Genomic DNA, 17,948 nt, shown 5'->3' on the forward strand with positions numbered 1-17,948 from the left:
AACAATTGGGGTGCAGTTCACTTCATAGAAAGTGGTTTTTTAGTGTCCACAAATAGCAACGTATTCTTTGAAACAATTTACGATTTTACACTCAATACAGAAGGTAAAGGAACAGTCGAAATTGTAGCATTAGATGTTGGGGCTATTGGTAATGTAGGAGCAAATACAATTACAGAAATAGTGAATCCTGATGCCGATGTTATCAGTGTAAATAATCCATTAAAAACTAGTGGTGGCCGTGAAAAAGAAACGGATGTCGAAGCTCGAGAAAGAGCTGATATTACTGTAGAAGGTATTGGTTCAGCTACAACAGCGGTAATACGTACAAATCTATTGAAAATTTCTAGCATTCGAGCAGCAAAGGTAATTGAAAATTTTAAAGATGAAATAGACCAATATGGTACGCCGCCTAGGTCCATTCAAGCATTCGTTTTAGGTGGCAGCGATGAAGAAGTATCTAAAGCGATTCATGAAAAGAAAGCTGGAGGGATACAACCTTACGGAACAACTTATGTAGATGTACTTGATTTAAGTGGTGATGTAAAACAAATCGGATTCACTAGGGCAAAAGAGGTAAATATTTCTATAAAAGTAAATGTCACAACCAATACATCATTTACATTTGACGGCGTTAATCAAATCAAAACGGCACTGATTAGATATGTTGGAGGTACAGATTCTAACAACAATGCTTACTCAGGTTTAAACATGGGTGAGGATGTGGTAGTAGCTCGCCTGAATGCTATAACTTTTAGTGTAGATGGGATTGAAGATGTAAAGGTAGAGGTTTCAAAAGATGGTGTGAAATACGATGATTCAAACGTAGTAATAGCTTTACAAGAAGTTGCTCAGACGCATTTCAAAGACATAGAGGTGATACTCCATGTTTAGTACAAAATCAATTGTAAAACGATTTTCCGATTACTTTGACAAGACACCGGATTCTAATATTTCTAAGTTGATGAGTATCTTTTCTGCAGAAGCGCAAAAAATAAAAGAAACGAATGATCGTATAAGACAATGGAGAAACATTGATGACGCTGAAGGTGTTGGTCTTGATTTGATTGGGCAAAATGTGAATCAGTCTCGTGGTGTTGCAAATGATGAAGTATATAGGATCTTATTAAAGTCTAAAATAGCCCGGAATTTAAGTGACGGAACAATTGATATGATAATTCAGGTCCTAGCTATAGCGTTATCTATTGACCCTAAAATGATAAAAATTAAAGAGAAGTGGAATGATCAGGAAGAACCAGAACCAGCAGCTATCAAGGTTATTGAGCTCCCTTTAACAAAGTTAAATGAGGCAGGTTTAGACCCAACGAATTTTGTGCGAATAGTACAACGTACAGTGGCGGCTGGTGTAAAAGTTGGCGTAATTGAGCTTACAGGGACATTTGAGTTTGGTGATCTAACTAACTCTATTGATAACACAAAAGGCTTTGGTGACATCAACGACGATACCATTGGAGGTTACCTTGGTGCAGCTTATGCGCCTAGTCAAGATAACGAATTACCGATATAGGAGGAATAAAGATGCCAGAACAATTACCAGAGTGGAATGCAACTGGTGTTGAACCGCCACAGTCTTTGAAAGATAGTGGTTGGCAACCAGGTATGAAACCATCTGCACAGCATATGAACTGGTTATTAAACAGAGCTTTTAAATGTATTGAGGAATTACAGCAAGCTGGTGTGAATGTTGACGATTTAACTCAAGCTGTAGCAGCATAAGCTAGCGTTATTTTTTTTGTCTGAATTAAGAGGTAAACACCCCCTTTTGTCGAAATAATTAAGAATGAAAGGGGATGTTAATAATGGTAGAAGTAAATTATAGAGACTTGCAGATTCATAGAGATGGTTCGGTGATATGTGATGAAAAGTTTGATGAGGATATGTCAGAGGAAGAAATTACGAAAATCTTCAAACCTTTAGTAACAAACTATTTGGGACATTCGAAATTTAGAATTAACAGTGTAAGTGAAATTTGATATCTAGCCTTCCACGCTACAAAGTGGAGGGCTTTTATTATGAGCTATGAGAGCAATCGAGATGGGCAACGGTACACCATACTGAATCTCGATGCTTCTCATGACTTTTTATTTTAAATAGGTCAAAGGATTGGTGATGCAATGGATATGGTATCCGTAGTAACAGCAGCAAGTCATATAGCAAATTCACAGGTCGTGTGGTCAATCTTGTGTATTTGCTTAGTCATTTATGTATTTTTGAATTCTAATAAGCGAGAAGAACGATTGCTAAAAAATTTAGAAAGATTAACAGCAGCACAAGGAAAACAAGCCAATACAATGGGGGATATCAGCAAAAGCTTAACGTCACTTGAGGGTCGTATGGATCGCATGGAAAAACACATATTTTAGGAGGAACTATACATGAAAATCAACTGGAAAGTACGTTTAAAACACAAACCATTTTTAGTGGGAGCATTTGCATTGATGCTACTAATCATTCAACAAATCGGGGCTCTATTTGGCTACGACACAACGATTTATAACGAGCGAGTTACAGAGTTATTTAACACTGTGCTCGCTTTTTTAGTTCTGATTGGTGTGGTTGTTGATCCTACTACTCCAGGTACAAATGATAGCGAAAGAGCCATGGGATATGACCGAAAGGGTGATGAATAATGGTGTTAATCAGACGACATTTAGTATCTGTAGCCGTTGCTATTAAAGTAACAGGAGGACGTAAAAACAGTCGTAAAAAAGTATGTATCCATGAAACTGACAATATCAAGAAAGGTAGTGGAGCAGACAACCATGCAAGATTGCAAGCTAATGGCAATAGTCGTCAAGCAAGTTGGCATTGGTCTGTGGATGACAAAGAAGCTGTACAATCATTTACTCACGATTGGCAATGTTGGGCGGCAGGTAGTACACAAGGGAATAACGAAGCAATCCAAGTTGAAATGTGTGTAAATAGTGATGGTGACTATGTTAGAACTATACAAAATACAGCAGCATTAGTTGCAAGAATTTTAAAAGAAGAAAAACTAACAATCAATGATGTTGTGCAACACAACTATTACAGTGGAAAAAATTGTCCTAGCAAGATGCGTTCCTCAAGCGCACCTATTCCGTGGAGCAGTTTTTTACAAATGGTTAAAGCAAATATGCAACCTAAACCTCCAAATAATATTACAAAGGATGATGACATAATGAAATTTACTAATGAAACACTTAGAGTTGCGGTACGTGATTACATCAATCAGGCGGTTGATAAAAAGATTATTGATAAGTCGCACCTAGACAAATTCGACGCTGATACATTAACTGGCGGAGATTTCGAAGGACTAAAAATTATCATTGCACAACGTACAAAATAAGTAAGCGCAAGGAGGTTTAATTGCGCATCTGTAAATGATGGTCATATTCAAGATTCACCTTTGAAGGATTTACATGTTGAGCAATAATAACAGATTGCTTTTTATATCTGTATAAATGTTTATCTTTTCAGGAACACTAATGAATATAAAATGAAAGGATGTGTAAAATTGAATTTACAAAATGATGATTACGTAGTGGGCTCTCAACTACCTGAAATGAAGGGTAAACTTTTAAAAACAATAAAGATCCCTGCTAATGGAGGCGTTGCTGGAGATAATTTATCATATGGTAATAAGCAAATTTTAAGTATTGTTTTTCGCGTAAAAGATAACAGTGGAAAAAAAGTGGTTTGTACAAAGGCTTGGCCCCTTGATGCTTCTCTGTTTACCTGGGAGGTAGAATTTGCTAATTTTGAAACAGCAGAGTATGAAGTAATTGTAGAGGGAATAGTTCCACAATAAAAATCAACAAAATAAAGTCATTTTTTATTTTAATGGAAAATACAATGTTTGAATAATTTTAAATACAGAAAAAAGAATGTTTGTTCTGTTTTGATTGTAAACGAATATCCTTAACAAAGGAGTTTGGAGAATGAAAGAGCAACTGATTAAGGCTTTGAAGCGAAATCAATTGATCATCATAATGTCAGTTTATTTTTGAATAGTAAAAGTAATAGTTTCAAAGAATAGCGAATATTGTTGTAATATTTTTGAAAAATAATAACGAGGTGTAATATTAAATGAACAAAGATGAAAACTCTCTTATCGTCTATAATGTAGAAGCTGAAAGTACAGACGTTTATGTATCCGAAGGGAACGTGGGAGGACAGGCTTTACAAACATCGCTAAATTTTGCTGGTACGAAAAATAATAAAATTGTAAATACGGCGTATATAAGTAGTTTACCTACCATTGAACAGCTTGAAGGTCTGATACCTGAAACTATTTGTGGTTCAGATGAGCGTTCTCCTATTCTAAACACAAAAATATACCCTTGGAGAGCTATATGTCAACTAATTATTACACGTGCTGACGGTGCTAGAGCTCGAGCTACTGGTTGGTTAAATGGTAAAGGTACAGTCATAACTGCGGGACATTGTGTATATAGCACAGACTTAAACAAATGGAATACATCTATAACTGTTGTGTTGGGAAGAAACGGTAATGAAGAACCTTACGGAGAGATAACTAGCACAAATCTATCTTCTGTTAAAGGTTGGACAGAACAACATGACCCTAATTATGATTATGGTGCAATAATATTGCCAACTCATATTGGAGATGTAACTGGATATTTTGGTTTTGCAGCATACCAAGATTCTCAGTTGAAAAATGTAAAAGCTAATTTATCAGGTTATCCGGGAGATAAGCCTAATACTCAATGGTTTATGTATGATACAATAACAAATGTTGCTAACAGAAAAATTTATTACGATATTGATACCGTGGGGGGGCATAGCGGTAGTCCTTTGTGGATTGATGCACCTGATGGGCAACATTATGCTGTAGGAATTCATGCATATGGTGGATGTCCGAATTCAGCAACTAGAATTAATCAAGATGTTTTTAACAATTTATTAATTTGGAAACAACGTGGCGATCAATAAAGTAATTATAAATCGAGCGAGTCGTAAGAACACAAAGTAATTCAATATACAAATAAAGGATTTAGTTTCGATAAGGCTACTACAAGAAGTGTCCTAAACTAAGAAAGTCACTCATTAAAAATGAGTGACTTTCTTTAATTTTATTTTAATATAGCATCATTTATCATAACATTAAATTCGTCAATTTTGCCTTCGTCTGAATAGTCTTTTCTTAGAACGTAGTTTGCAATGGTTCCTTCGACTGTTATTTGTTGTCCAGCAGTTAAATCTGCTTCTTGATCCAAATCGATTATTGCGAAATTAGTTATTTCTTCAGGATAAGTGCCTAAGAAAAATTCGTCTTTATTCTTATTTTTATCATAGAGCTCATCGTAATCAATAAACTTGAAGTTTTCAATGTCTTTATTGCCCATATAGATGATAAACTTATCTGCACGCACAGCAGTAGTTGAACCTTCTCTTCTTCTTTTTTGACCAATATTAGAACTTTCGAATACAAATTCTGTGATTACACCAGTGGCCGTTGCTTTTCTACCAAGAATATCAAAATCATCTTTAAATTGTTGTCCGTTTTTATGGCCAAGTATGATCATATCTATCAATTTTTCAACTTCTACAGTTAATAATTTATTTGTAAAATCTACGATTGTTTTACCTTCTAAATTTTCATCTATAAATTTTTTGCTTTTTTCTTCTAATGATACTTTCTTTACAGTTTCTTTTGGTTTTGAGGAATCACTTTCACCGCATCCAGTTAGGGCAAGTGTAAAAATAAGTGATGCGCTTAAAATGAGTTTCTTCATATATTATTTGCTCCTTGTATGAGTTGTATTAATAAAGTATCAATAAATGGAAGGTGTTGTCAGTATTATAAATATAGATTAAAATTGTATTTAAATAGCCATAGGATGGTTCTTTTTGTTTAATTGCGAAGAAGTTAATTATATTTCTAAAAGTAGAAGTATTTCTACATAATTTTTTTGTTATGATTTCTACTATATAAATAAACCTGTCTGGGTGAAGAATTTTTTTATTATTTTCTTATGGGGTACAATTTTTAGAAAAAATTCATGTACCCCAATTTGTACCCCACATCGTACCCCAGTTAAATACATTTAAATACACTTAGTTAGATAGGTATAGAAACCCTTATAAAAACAAACCCTTTTTATTATGCACATCAAAAAATTAAAAACATCAGGATAGCAACCAAGGTCATAAGTTATGCTTATCAAAAAAGATAATATTAATGTAATTTACTTATGAATATAAATACGTTATCATGGGTATTGGAGAAAAGATGCTACACTTTTATAAAGCCTTTTCAAAAAGATATATTTAGGGGGATCCGCAAATGGCACAAGGTAATTTACACAACAGCCGCGCATCATTCGAAGTAAATGGTAAAACTTACAATTACTATGACTTAGCTGCGATTGAAAAAGCTGGCGTTGCAAAAGTTTCAAACCTTCCTTACTCAATTAAAGTTTTATTAGAATCTGTTTTACGTCAATATGATGCATATGTAATTAAAGAAGAGCACGTAAACGAATTAGCAAAATGGGGCAATGGTGCTGATCCAGAAGCAGAAGTACCATTCAAGCCTTCTCGCGTTGTATTACAAGACTTTACTGGTGTTCCAGTAGTTGTTGACCTTGCATCTCTTCGTTCAGCAATGAAGGAAATGGGCGGCGACCCAAGCAAAATCAACCCTGCTATTCCAGTTGACCTTGTAATTGACCACTCAGTACAAGTTGACAAATACGGTAATGCATCTGCATTACAAGCAAACATGGACCTAGAATTTGAACGTAACGCTGAGCGTTATAACTTCTTAAAATGGGCTCAAACTGCTTACAATAACTTCCGTGCTGTACCACCAGCAACAGGTATCGTTCACCAAGTAAACTTAGAGTACTTAGCTCCAGTTGTACACGTAAACGAAAATGCTGACGGCACATTCGAAACATTCCCAGATTCAGTAGTAGGTACTGACTCTCATACAACAATGATCAACGGTATTGGCGTTCTTGGATGGGGCGTAGGTGGTATCGAAGCTGAAGCAGGTATGCTTGGTCAACCTTCATACTTCCCAATTCCAGAAGTTATCGGTGTTAAATTAGTGGGCGACCTTCCAAACGGAACTACTGCTACTGACTTAGCATTAAAAGTAACACAAGTATTACGTCAACGTGGCGTAGTTGGTAAATTCGTTGAGTTCTTCGGACCTGGCGTATCTAAATTACCACTAGCTGACCGTGCGACAATCTCTAACATGGCTCCTGAATATGGTGCTACATGTGGTTACTTCGCAATTGACGAAGAATCATTAAACTACATGCGTTTAACTGGTCGTGACGAAGAGCACATCGCGGTTGTAGAATCTTACTTAAAGTCTAACCACATGTTCTTCGATCCAACTTTAGAGCCAGTTTACACTGACGTATTAGAAGTAAACTTAGCTGAAATCGAACCAAACCTTTCTGGTCCAAAACGTCCACAAGACTTAATTCCACTATCTCAAATGCGTTCTCGTTACAAAGAAGCAGTAGTGGCACCTCAAGGTACACAAGGTTTCGGTTTAACAGAAGATGAATTCGCAAAAACATCTGTAGCAAAATTCGCTGAAGGCGATGTAGAAATTCCAACAGGTGCTGTTGCAATCGCTGCGATCACTTCTTGTACAAATACATCTAACCCATACGTATTAATTGCTGCGGGCTTAGTAGCGAAAAAAGCTGTAGAAAAAGGTCTAACAGTACCTAAATGGGTTAAAACTTCTTTAGCACCAGGTTCTAAAGTTGTAACTGGTTACCTTGAAGATTCAGGTTTACAAACTTACCTTGACCAAATCGGTTTCAACACTGTAGGTTACGGTTGTACAACATGTATCGGTAACTCAGGTCCATTATTACCTGAAATCGAAGATGCAATTAAAGAAAATGACTTATTCGTAACATCAGTTCTTTCTGGTAACCGTAACTTCGAAGGTCGTGTACACCCACTTGTAAAAGCTAACTACTTAGCTTCTCCACCACTTGTTGTTGCTTATGCACTTGCAGGTACAGTGGATGTTGACCTACAAAAAGATTCATTCGGTAAAGACAAAGATGGCAACGAAGTATTCTTCGCTGATATCTGGCCTTCAACTGAAGAAGTTAACGCAGTATTAGGTACTGTAGTTAACCGTGAATTATTCCAAAAAGAATACGAAACTGTATTCACAGCGAACGAAAAATGGAATGCAATTGAAACATCAACTGAGTCTCTATACACATTTGATGACAAATCAACTTACATCCAAAACCCACCATTCTTCCAAGGTCTTGCAAAAGAGCCAGAAGCTATTAAAGGCTTAGATGGCTTACGCATTATGGCGAAGTTCGGTGACTCAATCACAACTGACCATATTTCTCCAGCTGGTGCGATCGGTAAAGATACACCTGCAGGTAAATATTTAATTGAAAACGGTGTTGCAATCCGTGACTTCAACTCTTATGGTTCTCGTCGTGGTAACCACGAAGTAATGATGCGTGGTACATTTGCAAACATCCGTATCCGTAACCAAGTTGCTCCAGGTACAGAAGGTGGATTCACTACTTACTGGCCAACAGGCGACGTAGAGTACATCTATGACGCATGTATGAAATACCAAGAGCAAGGTACTGGCTTAGTCGTACTTGCTGGTAACGACTACGGTATGGGTTCTTCTCGTGACTGGGCTGCGAAAGGTACATTCCTACTTGGCGTGAAAACTGTTATCGCACAATCTTACGAGCGTATCCACCGTTCTAACTTAGTAATGATGGGTGTTCTTCCACTTCAATTCATGCCAGGTGAATCTGCTGAAACTCTAGGCTTAACTGGTAAAGAAGAAATCTCTGTAAACATTACTGATAACGTGAAACCACGTGAAATCTTAACAGTAACTGCTAAATCTGAAGACGGCACAGTTAAAACTTTCCAAGCTTTAGCTCGTTTCGACTCAGAAGTAGAAGTAGACTACTACCGTCATGGTGGTATCCTACAAATGGTTCTACGCGCAAAAGCTGCTGAGTAATCATAACATTCACAAGCCGATCTCTTAGGAGGTCGGCTTTTTTGTTTGCACTTGTTATGAGGTCATGGAGATAAAAGGAGAGAACAGCTAAAGTGACGGATAAAACGGAGAAAGTGACGGATAGCGAGGCAAAAGTGACGGCTAAAGCGCTAAATGTGACAGAGCGAAAAAACCAAGAAGCTTGAAAATTTCCAAATACATAGCATTTTCCCAAATGTTTATATAAAATTAAAGGGTAAGCCTTTAAATTTTTACATAAATGGGGGAAGAATGATCATGACAAAGAAAAAAAGTAAGTTTTTTATGGCGGCAACTTCGGCGGTAGCCATTACGGCTGTAGCTGTTGTACCTGCATCGGCAGCTAGTCCATTTAAAGATGTAAGTGAAGATTATGCACATTATAAAAGTATTTCAACATTACATGCAGCTGATATAATTAATGGTTTTCCTGATGGAACATTTAAACCAACACAGGATGTAACACGCGGACAAGCAGTGAAGATGATTGCGGGGGCTTTCGATCTTACAACAACAGATGATGAAAATCCGAATTTCAAGGATGTCGATTCAAATAGTCCATACTATAAGGCGATTGTTACATTGGTTAATTTAGGTGCTGTAAATGGCTATGAGGATGATACTTTCCGCCCTGATGAGACGATTACGCGTGGTCAGATGGCAGTTATGGTGGCACAGGCAACAGGCTTAACAGCAGAAGGAAAAAGTCCATTTACGGATGTACCTCAAACTAGTCCGTTTGCAGATGCTGTAACGGCATTGTATGAAGCAGGAATTGCGAAGGGCGTGACGGCAACAGAATTCGGGGTGGATAAAAATGTAACACGTGGTCAGTTAGCGACATTTATTGTTAACGCCTTAGGCTTAGATCAGCCTTCAACTGGGGAAGATGAGGAGCCGGTAACAGAAGAAAAACCTGAAGCAAACGATCATGCTTTGCTAGAAGAAGTGTTCACGAAAGCATTAGCTAAGCAAAAAGAATTAAAAAGCATGAAAGCTACAATGACAATATCTCAATCAGTAGAAGCAAAAGATGGTCAGGAAACCATGAAAATGGATTCTAAAGGCAATATGAAGATGGAGATTGTTACAGAACCGATGCAATTCTTTGCAGATGGTACGATGTCATTAACAGAGCCAACAAGTGGTGAAGCGATTAATTTGCCAATTAAAATGTATATGACGGCTAAAGATGGTATGTATATGTATGAGGCAGACCAGAAGGCTTGGGTAAAATTCCCGAAACAATTATTTGAAGATGTTCTCAGCCAAACAGGCATGCAGCCAGATGCAGCGGAGCAATTAGAGATGCTTCAATCATTTGCTGAGGATTTCACTTTAAAGGAAACAGCAGACCGTTATGAATTAACCTTGAAAGGTGCTGGTGATAAATTCACAGAGTTGGTGAAGCAACAGATTGGTGACATGGATTTAGGAATGGATGCTGATTTGGATGGACAATTAGGCAATATGTCTTTTGATAGCCTTACTTACAAATTAGTGATTAATAAAAAGACATTTGATGTTGAAGAAATTGCTATGGATATGTCATTAAGCATGAAAGTAGAAGGCAATACGATCAAAACAAAACAGCAAATGACTATCAAATATCATGATTTCAATGCTGTGACGACAATTACAATTCCAAAAGATGTACTAGACAATGCGAAGGAAATAGATTTAAGCACAACTGAAACAGTGCCACCAGTAAGCAAATAAGAGTGAAGTTAAAAGTAGGTTACGCCAAATACATAGTGTAGCCTACTTTTTTATCAATTAATGAAAACCCATTAAGTCTTTTACTCTTGCTGTATTTGTGGTAGATGTCAGTGTTTCTAGTAAGCGAAAGGCTACATCAAAGGCAGTTCCTGGATTGGAGGAAGTAATAATATGATCTGTTTGCACAATTCGCTCATTGACAATAGTCGCACCGTAGCTTTCTAACTGTGCTAATCGTTTACTAGTTGGATGGTTATAGGTTGTCGCCTTACGATTGTGGAGTATACCGCTATGTCCCAATATTATGGAAGCTACACAGATCGTTGCAATTGGCTTTTGCTGATCATGAAAATGCCGGACAACCATTTGAAATTCCTCGCTAAAGGCATCCTCATAAAAGCCCGCTTCCTCAAAGCCACCTGGAATAGCCAAAGCATCAAATTCTGCTAAATCAATGTCATGGAGTAATTTTTCAGGAGCGACCTTAAAATTCCATGTGCATTGAAGCTGTGTATGTAATCCTACAGTGACAACCTCTGTTGATCCATCACCTTCCCATTTATTCCAACCAAGTACATCTGTAAAAACACTTGCTTCCACAGCCTCAAAGCCATTTGCTAAAAGTAACATTATTTTTTTCATTTGTTTCTGCCTCCTTTATGCTTTTATTGTAATCAAAGAAGCCAACTGAAAACAGAAGCTGTATAATGTATTTTAGATAAATCTCCTTATTAAAACAGGAATTATATGAAAAAAAGTTGATTAAGAAAGGTGATTAATGGTGGATCAAATTGATACTCAAATTTTACAGCAGTTACAGCAGAATGCCAAAATCTCGATGAAGGAATTAGCCGCTATCGTTCATTTATCTTCTCCTGCGGTAATCGAACGCGTCAAAAAACTCGAGGAACAAGGTGTAATTGAAGGATATCACGCTAAAGTGAACATCAAAAAAATGAAACGTACCATTCAGGCGATTATTTTATTTAAATCCATCGATTGTAAAAGTCTATCTGCTTTTTGTAATAGCCACCCGGATGTTCTTGAATGCTATCGTGTAGCAGGGGAGATCAGCTATATTGTTAAACTAGCAACCTATTCAGTGGAAACATTAGAACAATTTATTGATGCGACCATGCCCTATGGTACCCCCTCTACGAATATCGTATTATCTTCAAATGAAAAAAAGATGATCACACCATTTACGGGTCTAAACGATAATATGTAAGTTTCATGAGACATCGGCTGTTTTGAGAAGGGTGATCGAGTGAAGGTGCCCTATAGCGATATGCTTGGCAAAGCAGTATCGACTAACAATTTTCAATAAGGGAGTCTGTTGTAAAGTATTGTCACTTGTCTAAACGAAATAAATTGAGGTTGTCCATCGTTGACAGACAATTGGTAATTTGATAAGATGAGTGACAATAAAAGCATACAACTTCGTTGATGAGAAAAAGTAATGTTTCATTTTGTTCTACAGAGAGCCGACATTTGGTGGAAGTCGGTGTGCAGGTGTTACATGAAAATCCTCTCTGAGAAGGTTAGCTGAAAATAGTAAGCTAACCCGGGTGTCTACCGTTAAAAAGAACACGTATGATAGTACGTTGCTGAGTGCTATTGACTAAGGTGTCAATAGAATTAGGGTGGTATTCGCGGTTAACCCCGTCCCTTACCTTGGGACGGGGTTTTTTGTATGCCTTTTATACAAAATAATATTGTATAGGAGGAAATAAAATGAAAGCAGAACAAAAGAAGGAAACGACGCTTGAACGAGAAAATCGGATACGGGCATTATGGGAGCAAGAGGGAACGTTTTTAGCTTCCGTTACAAATAGAGCTGGACAGCAACCCTTTGTATTTTATGAGGGACCACCCACAGCAAATGGTTTACCCCATGTCGGGCATGCCTTTGGAAGAACAATAAAAGATGTAGTGGCCCGCTATAAAACTATGCAAGGCTATTTAGTTGAGCGAAAAGCAGGCTGGGATACACATGGTTTACCTGTAGAACTAGGAGTAGAAAAGGCATTAGGTATATCTGGGAAGCAGGAGATTGAAAATTATGGAGTGGAGCGTTTTATTCAAGCATGTAAAAATAGTGTTTTTACCTACGAACAAAAATGGCGTTCCTTTACAGAGCAGCTTGGTTATTGGCTGGATATGGATGATCCATATCTTACATTAAGTAATGACTATATAGAATCAGTGTGGCATATTTTAAGCCATGTTCATAAGGAACAACTTTTATATAAAGGGCATCGAGTTTCACCATATTGCCCCAGTTGTCAAACATCCTTAAGCTCACATGAGGTAGCACAGGGCTATAAGGATGTGAAAGATTTATCTGCCACAGCCATGTTTAAGCTTGCTGATCGTGATGAATACTTCTTAGGCTGGACAACAACACCATGGACATTACCTGCCAATGTGGCATTAGCGATGAATCCATCTCTACAATATGTACGGGTAAAGCAAGGGGATCAAGTATTTATTCTAGCTAAATCATTGGTTTCTAAGGTTTTCACTGAAGCTGTGGAAATTTTAAGTGAGCATACTGGGCAGGAATTTGCTGGTGTGTCTTATCAGCCACCATTTTCATTTGTAACGGTTCATCAAGGTCATGTTGTCGTGATGGCTGATTATGTCACGGAGAATAGCGGTACAGGGATTGTGCATATTGCTCCAGCATATGGGGAGGACGATTATAAAACGGTTCAACAGCATGGCTTGTCCTTTGTCAATGTAGTGGATCTGAAAGGCTGTTACACAGAAGAGGTGCCAGAGCTTGTCGGACGATTTGTAAAAGATTGTGATGTGGACATTATAAAAATGCTTGCGAAAAAGGAGCTCTTATTTCGTAAAGAAAAATATGAGCATAGCTACCCGCATTGCTGGCGCTGTGATTCTCCATTATTGTACTATGCAACGGATAGCTGGTTTATCAAAATGACCGCTTTAAAAGAGCAATTATTACAAAACAATCAGCAAGTGACTTGGTATCCTAATCATATTAAGGACGGTCGATTTGGCCATTTTCTCGAACAGATAGTGGATTGGAATATAAGCCGTAACCGCTATTGGGGCACACCGTTGAATGTCTGGATTTGTCAGGATTGCGGGCATGAGGAGGCTCCAAACAGTATCGAGGCGTTAAGAAAATTAGCCAAGGGAGATGTCGATCAACAAATCGAGCTTCATAAACCATTTATTGATGAAATTGTTTGTACTTGTCCTACTTGTCAAGGGGATATGACACGTACACCAGAGGTAATTGATGTATGGTTTGACAGCGGCTCAATGCCTTTTGCCCAGCAACATTATCCTTTCGAAGATGTTAAAACTTTTCACAATCAGTTTCCGGCAGATGTTGTAATTGAGGGGATCGACCAAACTCGAGGTTTTTTCTATAGCTTATTAGCGGTATCGACGTTATTTACAGGAAAGCCAGCTTATAAACAGGTGTTATCGTTAGGGCATGTGTTAGATGAACATGGACAAAAGATGTCAAAAAGTAAAGGCAATGCTATAGAGCCTGTAGAGTTAATAGAGCAATATGGAGCGGATGCATTACGTTGGGCGTTTTTAGTTGATAGCTCCCCTTGGAATCCAAAGCGTTTTTCCAAAAAGATTGTGGTGGATGCTAAATCAAAGCTAGTAGATACATTGGATAATACCTTTAAATTTTATCAGCTCTATGCCAACATTGATGAATTTAAGTATGATGCTATAAATACTGGTACACGAACACCTTTAGATCAGTGGATATTGTCCCGATTGCATCATACAATCCAGCTTGTGACAGCAGCTATGGAGGAATATCAATTTACACATGCAACAAGGGAAATAGCACAATTAATGGAGGAGCTAAGTAATTGGTACATTCGTCGATCACGTGCCAGATTTTGGGCACATGGGCTGACAGCGGATAAACGGGGCGCATTTAGTACCCTTTATGAGGTTTTAACGAACATTTGCCGATTACTTGCACCATTTACACCCTTTATCACAGAGGATATTTACCGACAATTAACAGGCAAGAGTGTGCATATTGAAGACTATCCACTCTACGACGAAAAACTAGTGAATCGCCAGCTTGAACAAGAAATGGCTACGGTTTTAACAGTTGTAGAGCTTGGCAGGAGTATTCGTAATAGTCAGGGGATGAAGGTTAAACAGCCCTTAAGTGAGCTTATTGTGGCTCTTTCTGGAGAGCTGACTGATTATCAAGCCTATAGCGAGCTAATTCAAGAAGAATTAAACATGAAAGCTTGCAAATGGACACATGATTTCTCTGCATATGAAAGCATCCAATATAAGCTTAATTTTAAAACAGCTGGTGCCGCATTTGGCTCAAAGGTCAATCAAGTAAAGTCGTATATGATGACGTTAACGGATCAAGAGAAAGAACAGCTACAGCGAAATGCGGAATTACCAATCATGTTAGAAGGGCAGCAGCTAAATTTGTTATCAAGCCATGTCATAGCTGAAGCAATTGTCAAAGACCACTATATTTTAGCTGAAGATAACACTTGCCGTGTATTGATGAATGTTCAACTAACCGAGAGTTTGCTACAAGAGGGGCAAATGCGAGAATTAATTCGGTTCATCCAAGATTCTCGTAAAAAGTGGCAGCTGCCTGTTGAACAATATATATCAATTGCCTTTCGCGGTAGTGAAGAGGTACTTTCCATCATTCAGCAGCATGAAGCGCTATTACAAGCCAATGTATTAGTCAAATCAATACATTATGGCGAAGAATGGCCAGAGGGGAGATCGGCAGAAACAGAGCTGTTTGATGAAAAGCTCATGGTTTTTGTCTCCTTATAAAAGAAATGCTCAGGAGAAATCCTGAGCATTTTCTATGTAGGTTACAGTAAGCCAAAAGCGAGATAACAAGCTGTTGCCCAAATAAAAATGGCTGAGCATTTATTAAAAATTCTCATCAGATTACCAGAGCTATCTATCTTTTGGAAAGAGGCTCCGGTCAAAGTAAGGCCGAAAAACCATAGCCATGAAATGAGGACACATGCTGTAGTGAAAATAATTTGCTCTGTACCACTATATTTTAAGGCACTTGTGCCAATAACCCCAATCGTATCTAATATGGCATGTGGATTCAGAAGTGACACAGAAAGTGCAAAAAGAATTTGTTTTTTTACGGGAAGTGCTTCACTCTGATCGGCAGTTGCTGGACTAGAGCGCCAAATCGTATAGCCCATATAAAGTAAGAACAATATACCAACCGACATCAAGGTAATACGTAACCATTCAAATTGTAGGACGATTAATGATAGACCAAAAACTGCCAGTAAAATTAGCATTGTGTCGCAAATAGCAGCTGTCACACTTGCTGGCAGAGCGCGCCATATAGTTGGCTGTGTAGCACCTTGTGAAAAAACAAAAACATTTTGTACGCCTAGTGGCAAAATGAGACCGAATGCTAAAATGATGCCATGAAAAAATGCTTCCAACGATCAATCCCTCCTTTCCTTATTCATTTTAGCTATGGTATAACTAAAAGAAAACGACCAATTGGATGGTTTTTTATCCACCCAATTTTATATGGAAGGTGATGATTATGAGCTGGCAGCCAAATAGACAAAGTGACAGCACATTACAACAACAAATTGTTCAATGGGTAACTGCACAAGTCGAAAGAGGTGATTGGGCAGCAGGGACCAAACTACCTACTCAAAGACAGTTGGCCATGCAATTTGGCGTGAATCGCAGTACAGTTCAACAGGCTTTAGAGGAATTAAAGGCGATGGGCATTCTTGAAGCAACGGTAGGCTCAGGAGTTTATGTCACTCGCAATTCCTGGCATGCTCTCCTTCAACAAACACAGCCAAATTGGCAAAACTATATTGAAACGAGCCTGCATAAGCCAAATTATCATACGATCCAATTAATTAACGAATATGAGCAGAGAGATGATGTGATTCGATTAGGAACAGGAGAACTAGCACCGAGTCTGTTACCAACAGTGGAAATTGAAGCTTCACTAAGGGAGCTTTCATTGCAGCCCAAAACATTAGGCTACTCATCCCCACAGGGTAATGAAGAACTCCGGGCAGCTATTTGTGATTATGTACAAAAACGAGGCATCGAAGCGGAGCCTCAGAACGTTTGTATTGTCTCTGGCGCACTACAAGCTTTACAGTTAATTGCCGTTGGTTTATTAGAGCAAGGGTCCATCGTTTTTCAGGAACCAACCTCCTATTTGAATTCTGTTCATCCATTTCAATCGGTTGGGATGCAAATGATTGGGATACAACGTGATGAACAGCTTGCTCAGACGCTATCTCAAAGGAAGCGAAAAAAACAAGCCGTGTTTTATGCCATTCCTACCTTGCATAATCCAACCAACCATGTATGGACTTCTTTGGAAAAAAAGCAGCTCTATGAGGTTTGCCAAGCAGAACGCATTCCTATAATTGAGGATGATGTTTACCATGAATTGCTTTTTGAGGACCCATTACCACCGATAAAGGCAATGGATAGTAGTGGACAGGTTCTTTATATTGGTAGTGTCTCGAAAACCTTAAGCCCTGGATTACGCATTGGGTGGCTAATTGGACCAACGACAGTTATTGAACGATTGGCGGATATAAAAATGCAAACAGACTATGGCTCCAGTGCTATTTCACAAGAAATTGTGCTGCACTGGCTGCGGTCAGGAAAATATCAAAAACATTTAATACGTTTACGTCAACAATTACAGAATCGTGCTGATTTTACGGAACGAATTTTACAAGAGAAATTTAGAGGGGTGGCTGACTGGCATAAGCCAAAGGGGGGCTTTTACATTTGGCTTAAGTTCCACAAGCCTGTTGTGGATAAGGATTTCTTTCTCAAGCTATTACAGCGTCGTGTTTTAATTAATCCAGGCTATATTTACGATCTTCAGGATCAGCATCATGTTCGATTATCCTATGCCTACGCAACCTACGAGGAATTGGAGGAAGGATTAGACATTTTGCATGAATGTGTGATGGAGGCTACGGATATTTTGTAACGCCCGTACATGATGGCTGTACAGTTTGCAAGAAGTAAAAGGAGCATTCAAAATAGGTGAAACGAAATGATAGGTGAAAACCGTCCCTGAAAGTAAAGTGCATAATCCAAGCTGTATACCCATACATTTTAGAGAATCATAGCATTTTAGTTCGATTTCTAACATAAAGAGGTGAATAATTGG

General features: G+C 38.1%; 17 protein-coding genes and 1 other annotated feature. Of the genes, 14 read left to right on the forward strand and 3 right to left on the reverse strand.

The window, feature by feature from the left end; genetic code table 11:
• From PI85_RS22250 to PI85_RS22285, 9 genes are all read left to right on the forward strand, one after another.
• On the forward strand, positions 1 to 891 hold an 891-nt coding region (locus PI85_RS22250), incomplete at its 5' end, for a baseplate J/gp47 family protein (protein ID WP_039392472.1).
• Complete coding sequence (locus PI85_RS22255; RefSeq protein ID WP_036126179.1) at positions 884 to 1,525, forward strand: DUF2612 domain-containing protein; 642 nt, start codon at positions 884 to 886, stop codon at positions 1,523 to 1,525. The genes PI85_RS22250 and PI85_RS22255, both read left to right, overlap by 8 nt.
• 11 nt (positions 1,526 to 1,536) lie before the next feature.
• Positions 1,537 to 1,734, forward strand: coding sequence for a hypothetical protein (locus PI85_RS22260; protein WP_036126177.1), 198 nt, complete (start codon positions 1,537 to 1,539; stop codon positions 1,732 to 1,734).
• An 83-nt stretch (positions 1,735 to 1,817) separates the two neighbouring features.
• A complete protein-coding gene (locus PI85_RS24485; RefSeq protein WP_158499491.1) occupies positions 1,818 to 1,991 on the forward strand; it encodes a hypothetical protein in 174 nt (57 codons plus the stop codon).
• A gap of 141 nt (positions 1,992 to 2,132) precedes the next feature.
• Positions 2,133 to 2,381 carry a hypothetical protein gene (locus PI85_RS22265; RefSeq protein WP_036126176.1) on the forward strand — a complete coding sequence of 83 codons (249 nt, stop codon included), beginning with the start codon at positions 2,133 to 2,135 and terminating at the stop codon, positions 2,379 to 2,381.
• Between the two features lie 12 nt (positions 2,382 to 2,393).
• Positions 2,394 to 2,648, forward strand: coding sequence for a phage holin (locus PI85_RS22270; protein ID WP_036126175.1), 255 nt, complete (start codon positions 2,394 to 2,396; stop codon positions 2,646 to 2,648).
• The gene (locus tag PI85_RS22275; RefSeq protein ID WP_052323603.1) at positions 2,648 to 3,346 is read left to right on the forward strand and encodes an N-acetylmuramoyl-L-alanine amidase family protein; all 699 of its coding nucleotides are present in this window, start codon (positions 2,648 to 2,650) and stop codon (positions 3,344 to 3,346) included. Before PI85_RS22270 ends, PI85_RS22275 begins: the two co-directional genes overlap by 1 nt.
• Before the next feature lie 168 nt (positions 3,347 to 3,514).
• On the forward strand, positions 3,515 to 3,808 hold the full coding sequence (locus tag PI85_RS22280; RefSeq protein WP_036126174.1) for a hypothetical protein: 294 nt from the start codon (positions 3,515 to 3,517) through the stop codon (positions 3,806 to 3,808).
• 278 nt (positions 3,809 to 4,086) lie between these two features.
• On the forward strand, positions 4,087 to 4,953 hold the full coding sequence (locus tag PI85_RS22285; protein ID WP_082011626.1) for a serine protease: 867 nt from the start codon (positions 4,087 to 4,089) through the stop codon (positions 4,951 to 4,953).
• Positions 4,954 to 5,093: 140 nt separating this feature from the next.
• Here the strand turns inward: PI85_RS22285 and PI85_RS22290 are convergent, their stop codons facing one another.
• A complete protein-coding gene (locus PI85_RS22290) occupies positions 5,094 to 5,756 on the reverse strand; it encodes a hypothetical protein (protein ID WP_036126172.1) in 663 nt (220 codons plus the stop codon).
• A gap of 551 nt (positions 5,757 to 6,307) precedes the next feature.
• On the opposite strand from PI85_RS22290, the gene acnA reads away from it, so the two are divergent.
• Positions 6,308 to 9,013, forward strand: a complete 2,706-nt coding sequence (gene acnA, locus PI85_RS22295; protein WP_008178676.1) for an aconitate hydratase AcnA — start codon at positions 6,308 to 6,310, stop codon at positions 9,011 to 9,013.
• 276 nt (positions 9,014 to 9,289) lie between these two features.
• Positions 9,290 to 10,750: an S-layer homology domain-containing protein gene (locus PI85_RS22300; protein ID WP_036126170.1), complete on the forward strand. Its 1,461-nt coding sequence runs from the start codon at positions 9,290 to 9,292 to the stop codon at positions 10,748 to 10,750.
• A gap of 57 nt (positions 10,751 to 10,807) precedes the next feature.
• Here the strand turns inward: PI85_RS22300 and PI85_RS22305 are convergent, their stop codons facing one another.
• Positions 10,808 to 11,392 carry a DJ-1/PfpI family protein gene (locus tag PI85_RS22305; protein WP_036126169.1) on the reverse strand — a complete coding sequence of 195 codons (585 nt, stop codon included), beginning with the start codon at positions 11,390 to 11,392 and terminating at the stop codon, positions 10,808 to 10,810.
• A gap of 139 nt (positions 11,393 to 11,531) precedes the next feature.
• Between PI85_RS22305 and PI85_RS22310 the strand changes: the two genes are divergently transcribed.
• Positions 11,532 to 11,978, forward strand: a complete 447-nt coding sequence (locus PI85_RS22310; protein WP_036127985.1) for an Lrp/AsnC family transcriptional regulator — start codon at positions 11,532 to 11,534, stop codon at positions 11,976 to 11,978.
• A gap of 206 nt (positions 11,979 to 12,184) precedes the next feature.
• Positions 12,185 to 12,423, forward strand: a binding site (T-box leader).
• A 61-nt stretch (positions 12,424 to 12,484) separates the two neighbouring features.
• Complete coding sequence (ileS, locus tag PI85_RS22315; RefSeq protein WP_036126167.1) at positions 12,485 to 15,577, forward strand: isoleucine--tRNA ligase; 3,093 nt, start codon at positions 12,485 to 12,487, stop codon at positions 15,575 to 15,577.
• Positions 15,578 to 15,618: 41 nt separating this feature from the next.
• On the opposite strand, the gene PI85_RS22320 is transcribed toward ileS, so the two are convergent.
• On the reverse strand, positions 15,619 to 16,221 hold the full coding sequence (locus PI85_RS22320; protein WP_036126165.1) for a LysE/ArgO family amino acid transporter: 603 nt from the start codon (positions 16,219 to 16,221) through the stop codon (positions 15,619 to 15,621).
• Between the two features lie 107 nt (positions 16,222 to 16,328).
• Between PI85_RS22320 and PI85_RS22325 the strand changes: the two genes are divergently transcribed.
• Positions 16,329 to 17,765 (forward strand): PLP-dependent aminotransferase family protein, encoded by a 1,437-nt coding sequence (locus PI85_RS22325; RefSeq protein WP_036126164.1) that lies wholly within the window; start codon positions 16,329 to 16,331, stop codon positions 17,763 to 17,765.
• The last annotated feature ends 183 nt before the right edge of the window (positions 17,766 to 17,948 follow it).

The sequence above is a fragment of the Lysinibacillus sp. A1 genome, assembly GCF_000801965.1.
GTDB classification, from domain to species: domain Bacteria; phylum Bacillota; class Bacilli; order Bacillales_A; family Planococcaceae; genus Lysinibacillus; species Lysinibacillus fusiformis.

Bases quoted from the DNA above. Each gene is read 5' to 3' on its own strand.
- PI85_RS22255 (WP_036126179.1), top strand. From the start codon at position 884: ATGTTTAGTACAAAATCAATTGTAAAACGATTTTCCGATTACTTTGAC.
- PI85_RS22260 (WP_036126177.1), top strand. From the start codon at position 1,537: ATGCCAGAACAATTACCAGAGTGGAATGCAACTGGTGTTGAACCGCCA.
- PI85_RS24485 (WP_158499491.1), top strand. From the start codon at position 1,818: ATGGTAGAAGTAAATTATAGAGACTTGCAGATTCATAGAGATGGTTCG.
- PI85_RS22265 (WP_036126176.1), top strand. From the start codon at position 2,133: ATGGATATGGTATCCGTAGTAACAGCAGCAAGTCATATAGCAAATTCA.
- PI85_RS22270 (WP_036126175.1), top strand. From the start codon at position 2,394: ATGAAAATCAACTGGAAAGTACGTTTAAAACACAAACCATTTTTAGTG.
- PI85_RS22275 (WP_052323603.1), top strand. From the start codon at position 2,648: ATGGTGTTAATCAGACGACATTTAGTATCTGTAGCCGTTGCTATTAAA.
- PI85_RS22285 (WP_082011626.1), top strand. From the start codon at position 4,087: ATGAACAAAGATGAAAACTCTCTTATCGTCTATAATGTAGAAGCTGAA.
- PI85_RS22290 (WP_036126172.1), bottom strand. From the start codon at position 5,756: ATGAAGAAACTCATTTTAAGCGCATCACTTATTTTTACACTTGCCCTA.
- acnA (WP_008178676.1), top strand. From the start codon at position 6,308: ATGGCACAAGGTAATTTACACAACAGCCGCGCATCATTCGAAGTAAAT.
- PI85_RS22300 (WP_036126170.1), top strand. From the start codon at position 9,290: ATGACAAAGAAAAAAAGTAAGTTTTTTATGGCGGCAACTTCGGCGGTA.
- PI85_RS22305 (WP_036126169.1), bottom strand. From the start codon at position 11,392: ATGAAAAAAATAATGTTACTTTTAGCAAATGGCTTTGAGGCTGTGGAA.
- ileS (WP_036126167.1), top strand. From the start codon at position 12,485: ATGAAAGCAGAACAAAAGAAGGAAACGACGCTTGAACGAGAAAATCGG.
- PI85_RS22325 (WP_036126164.1), top strand. From the start codon at position 16,329: ATGAGCTGGCAGCCAAATAGACAAAGTGACAGCACATTACAACAACAA.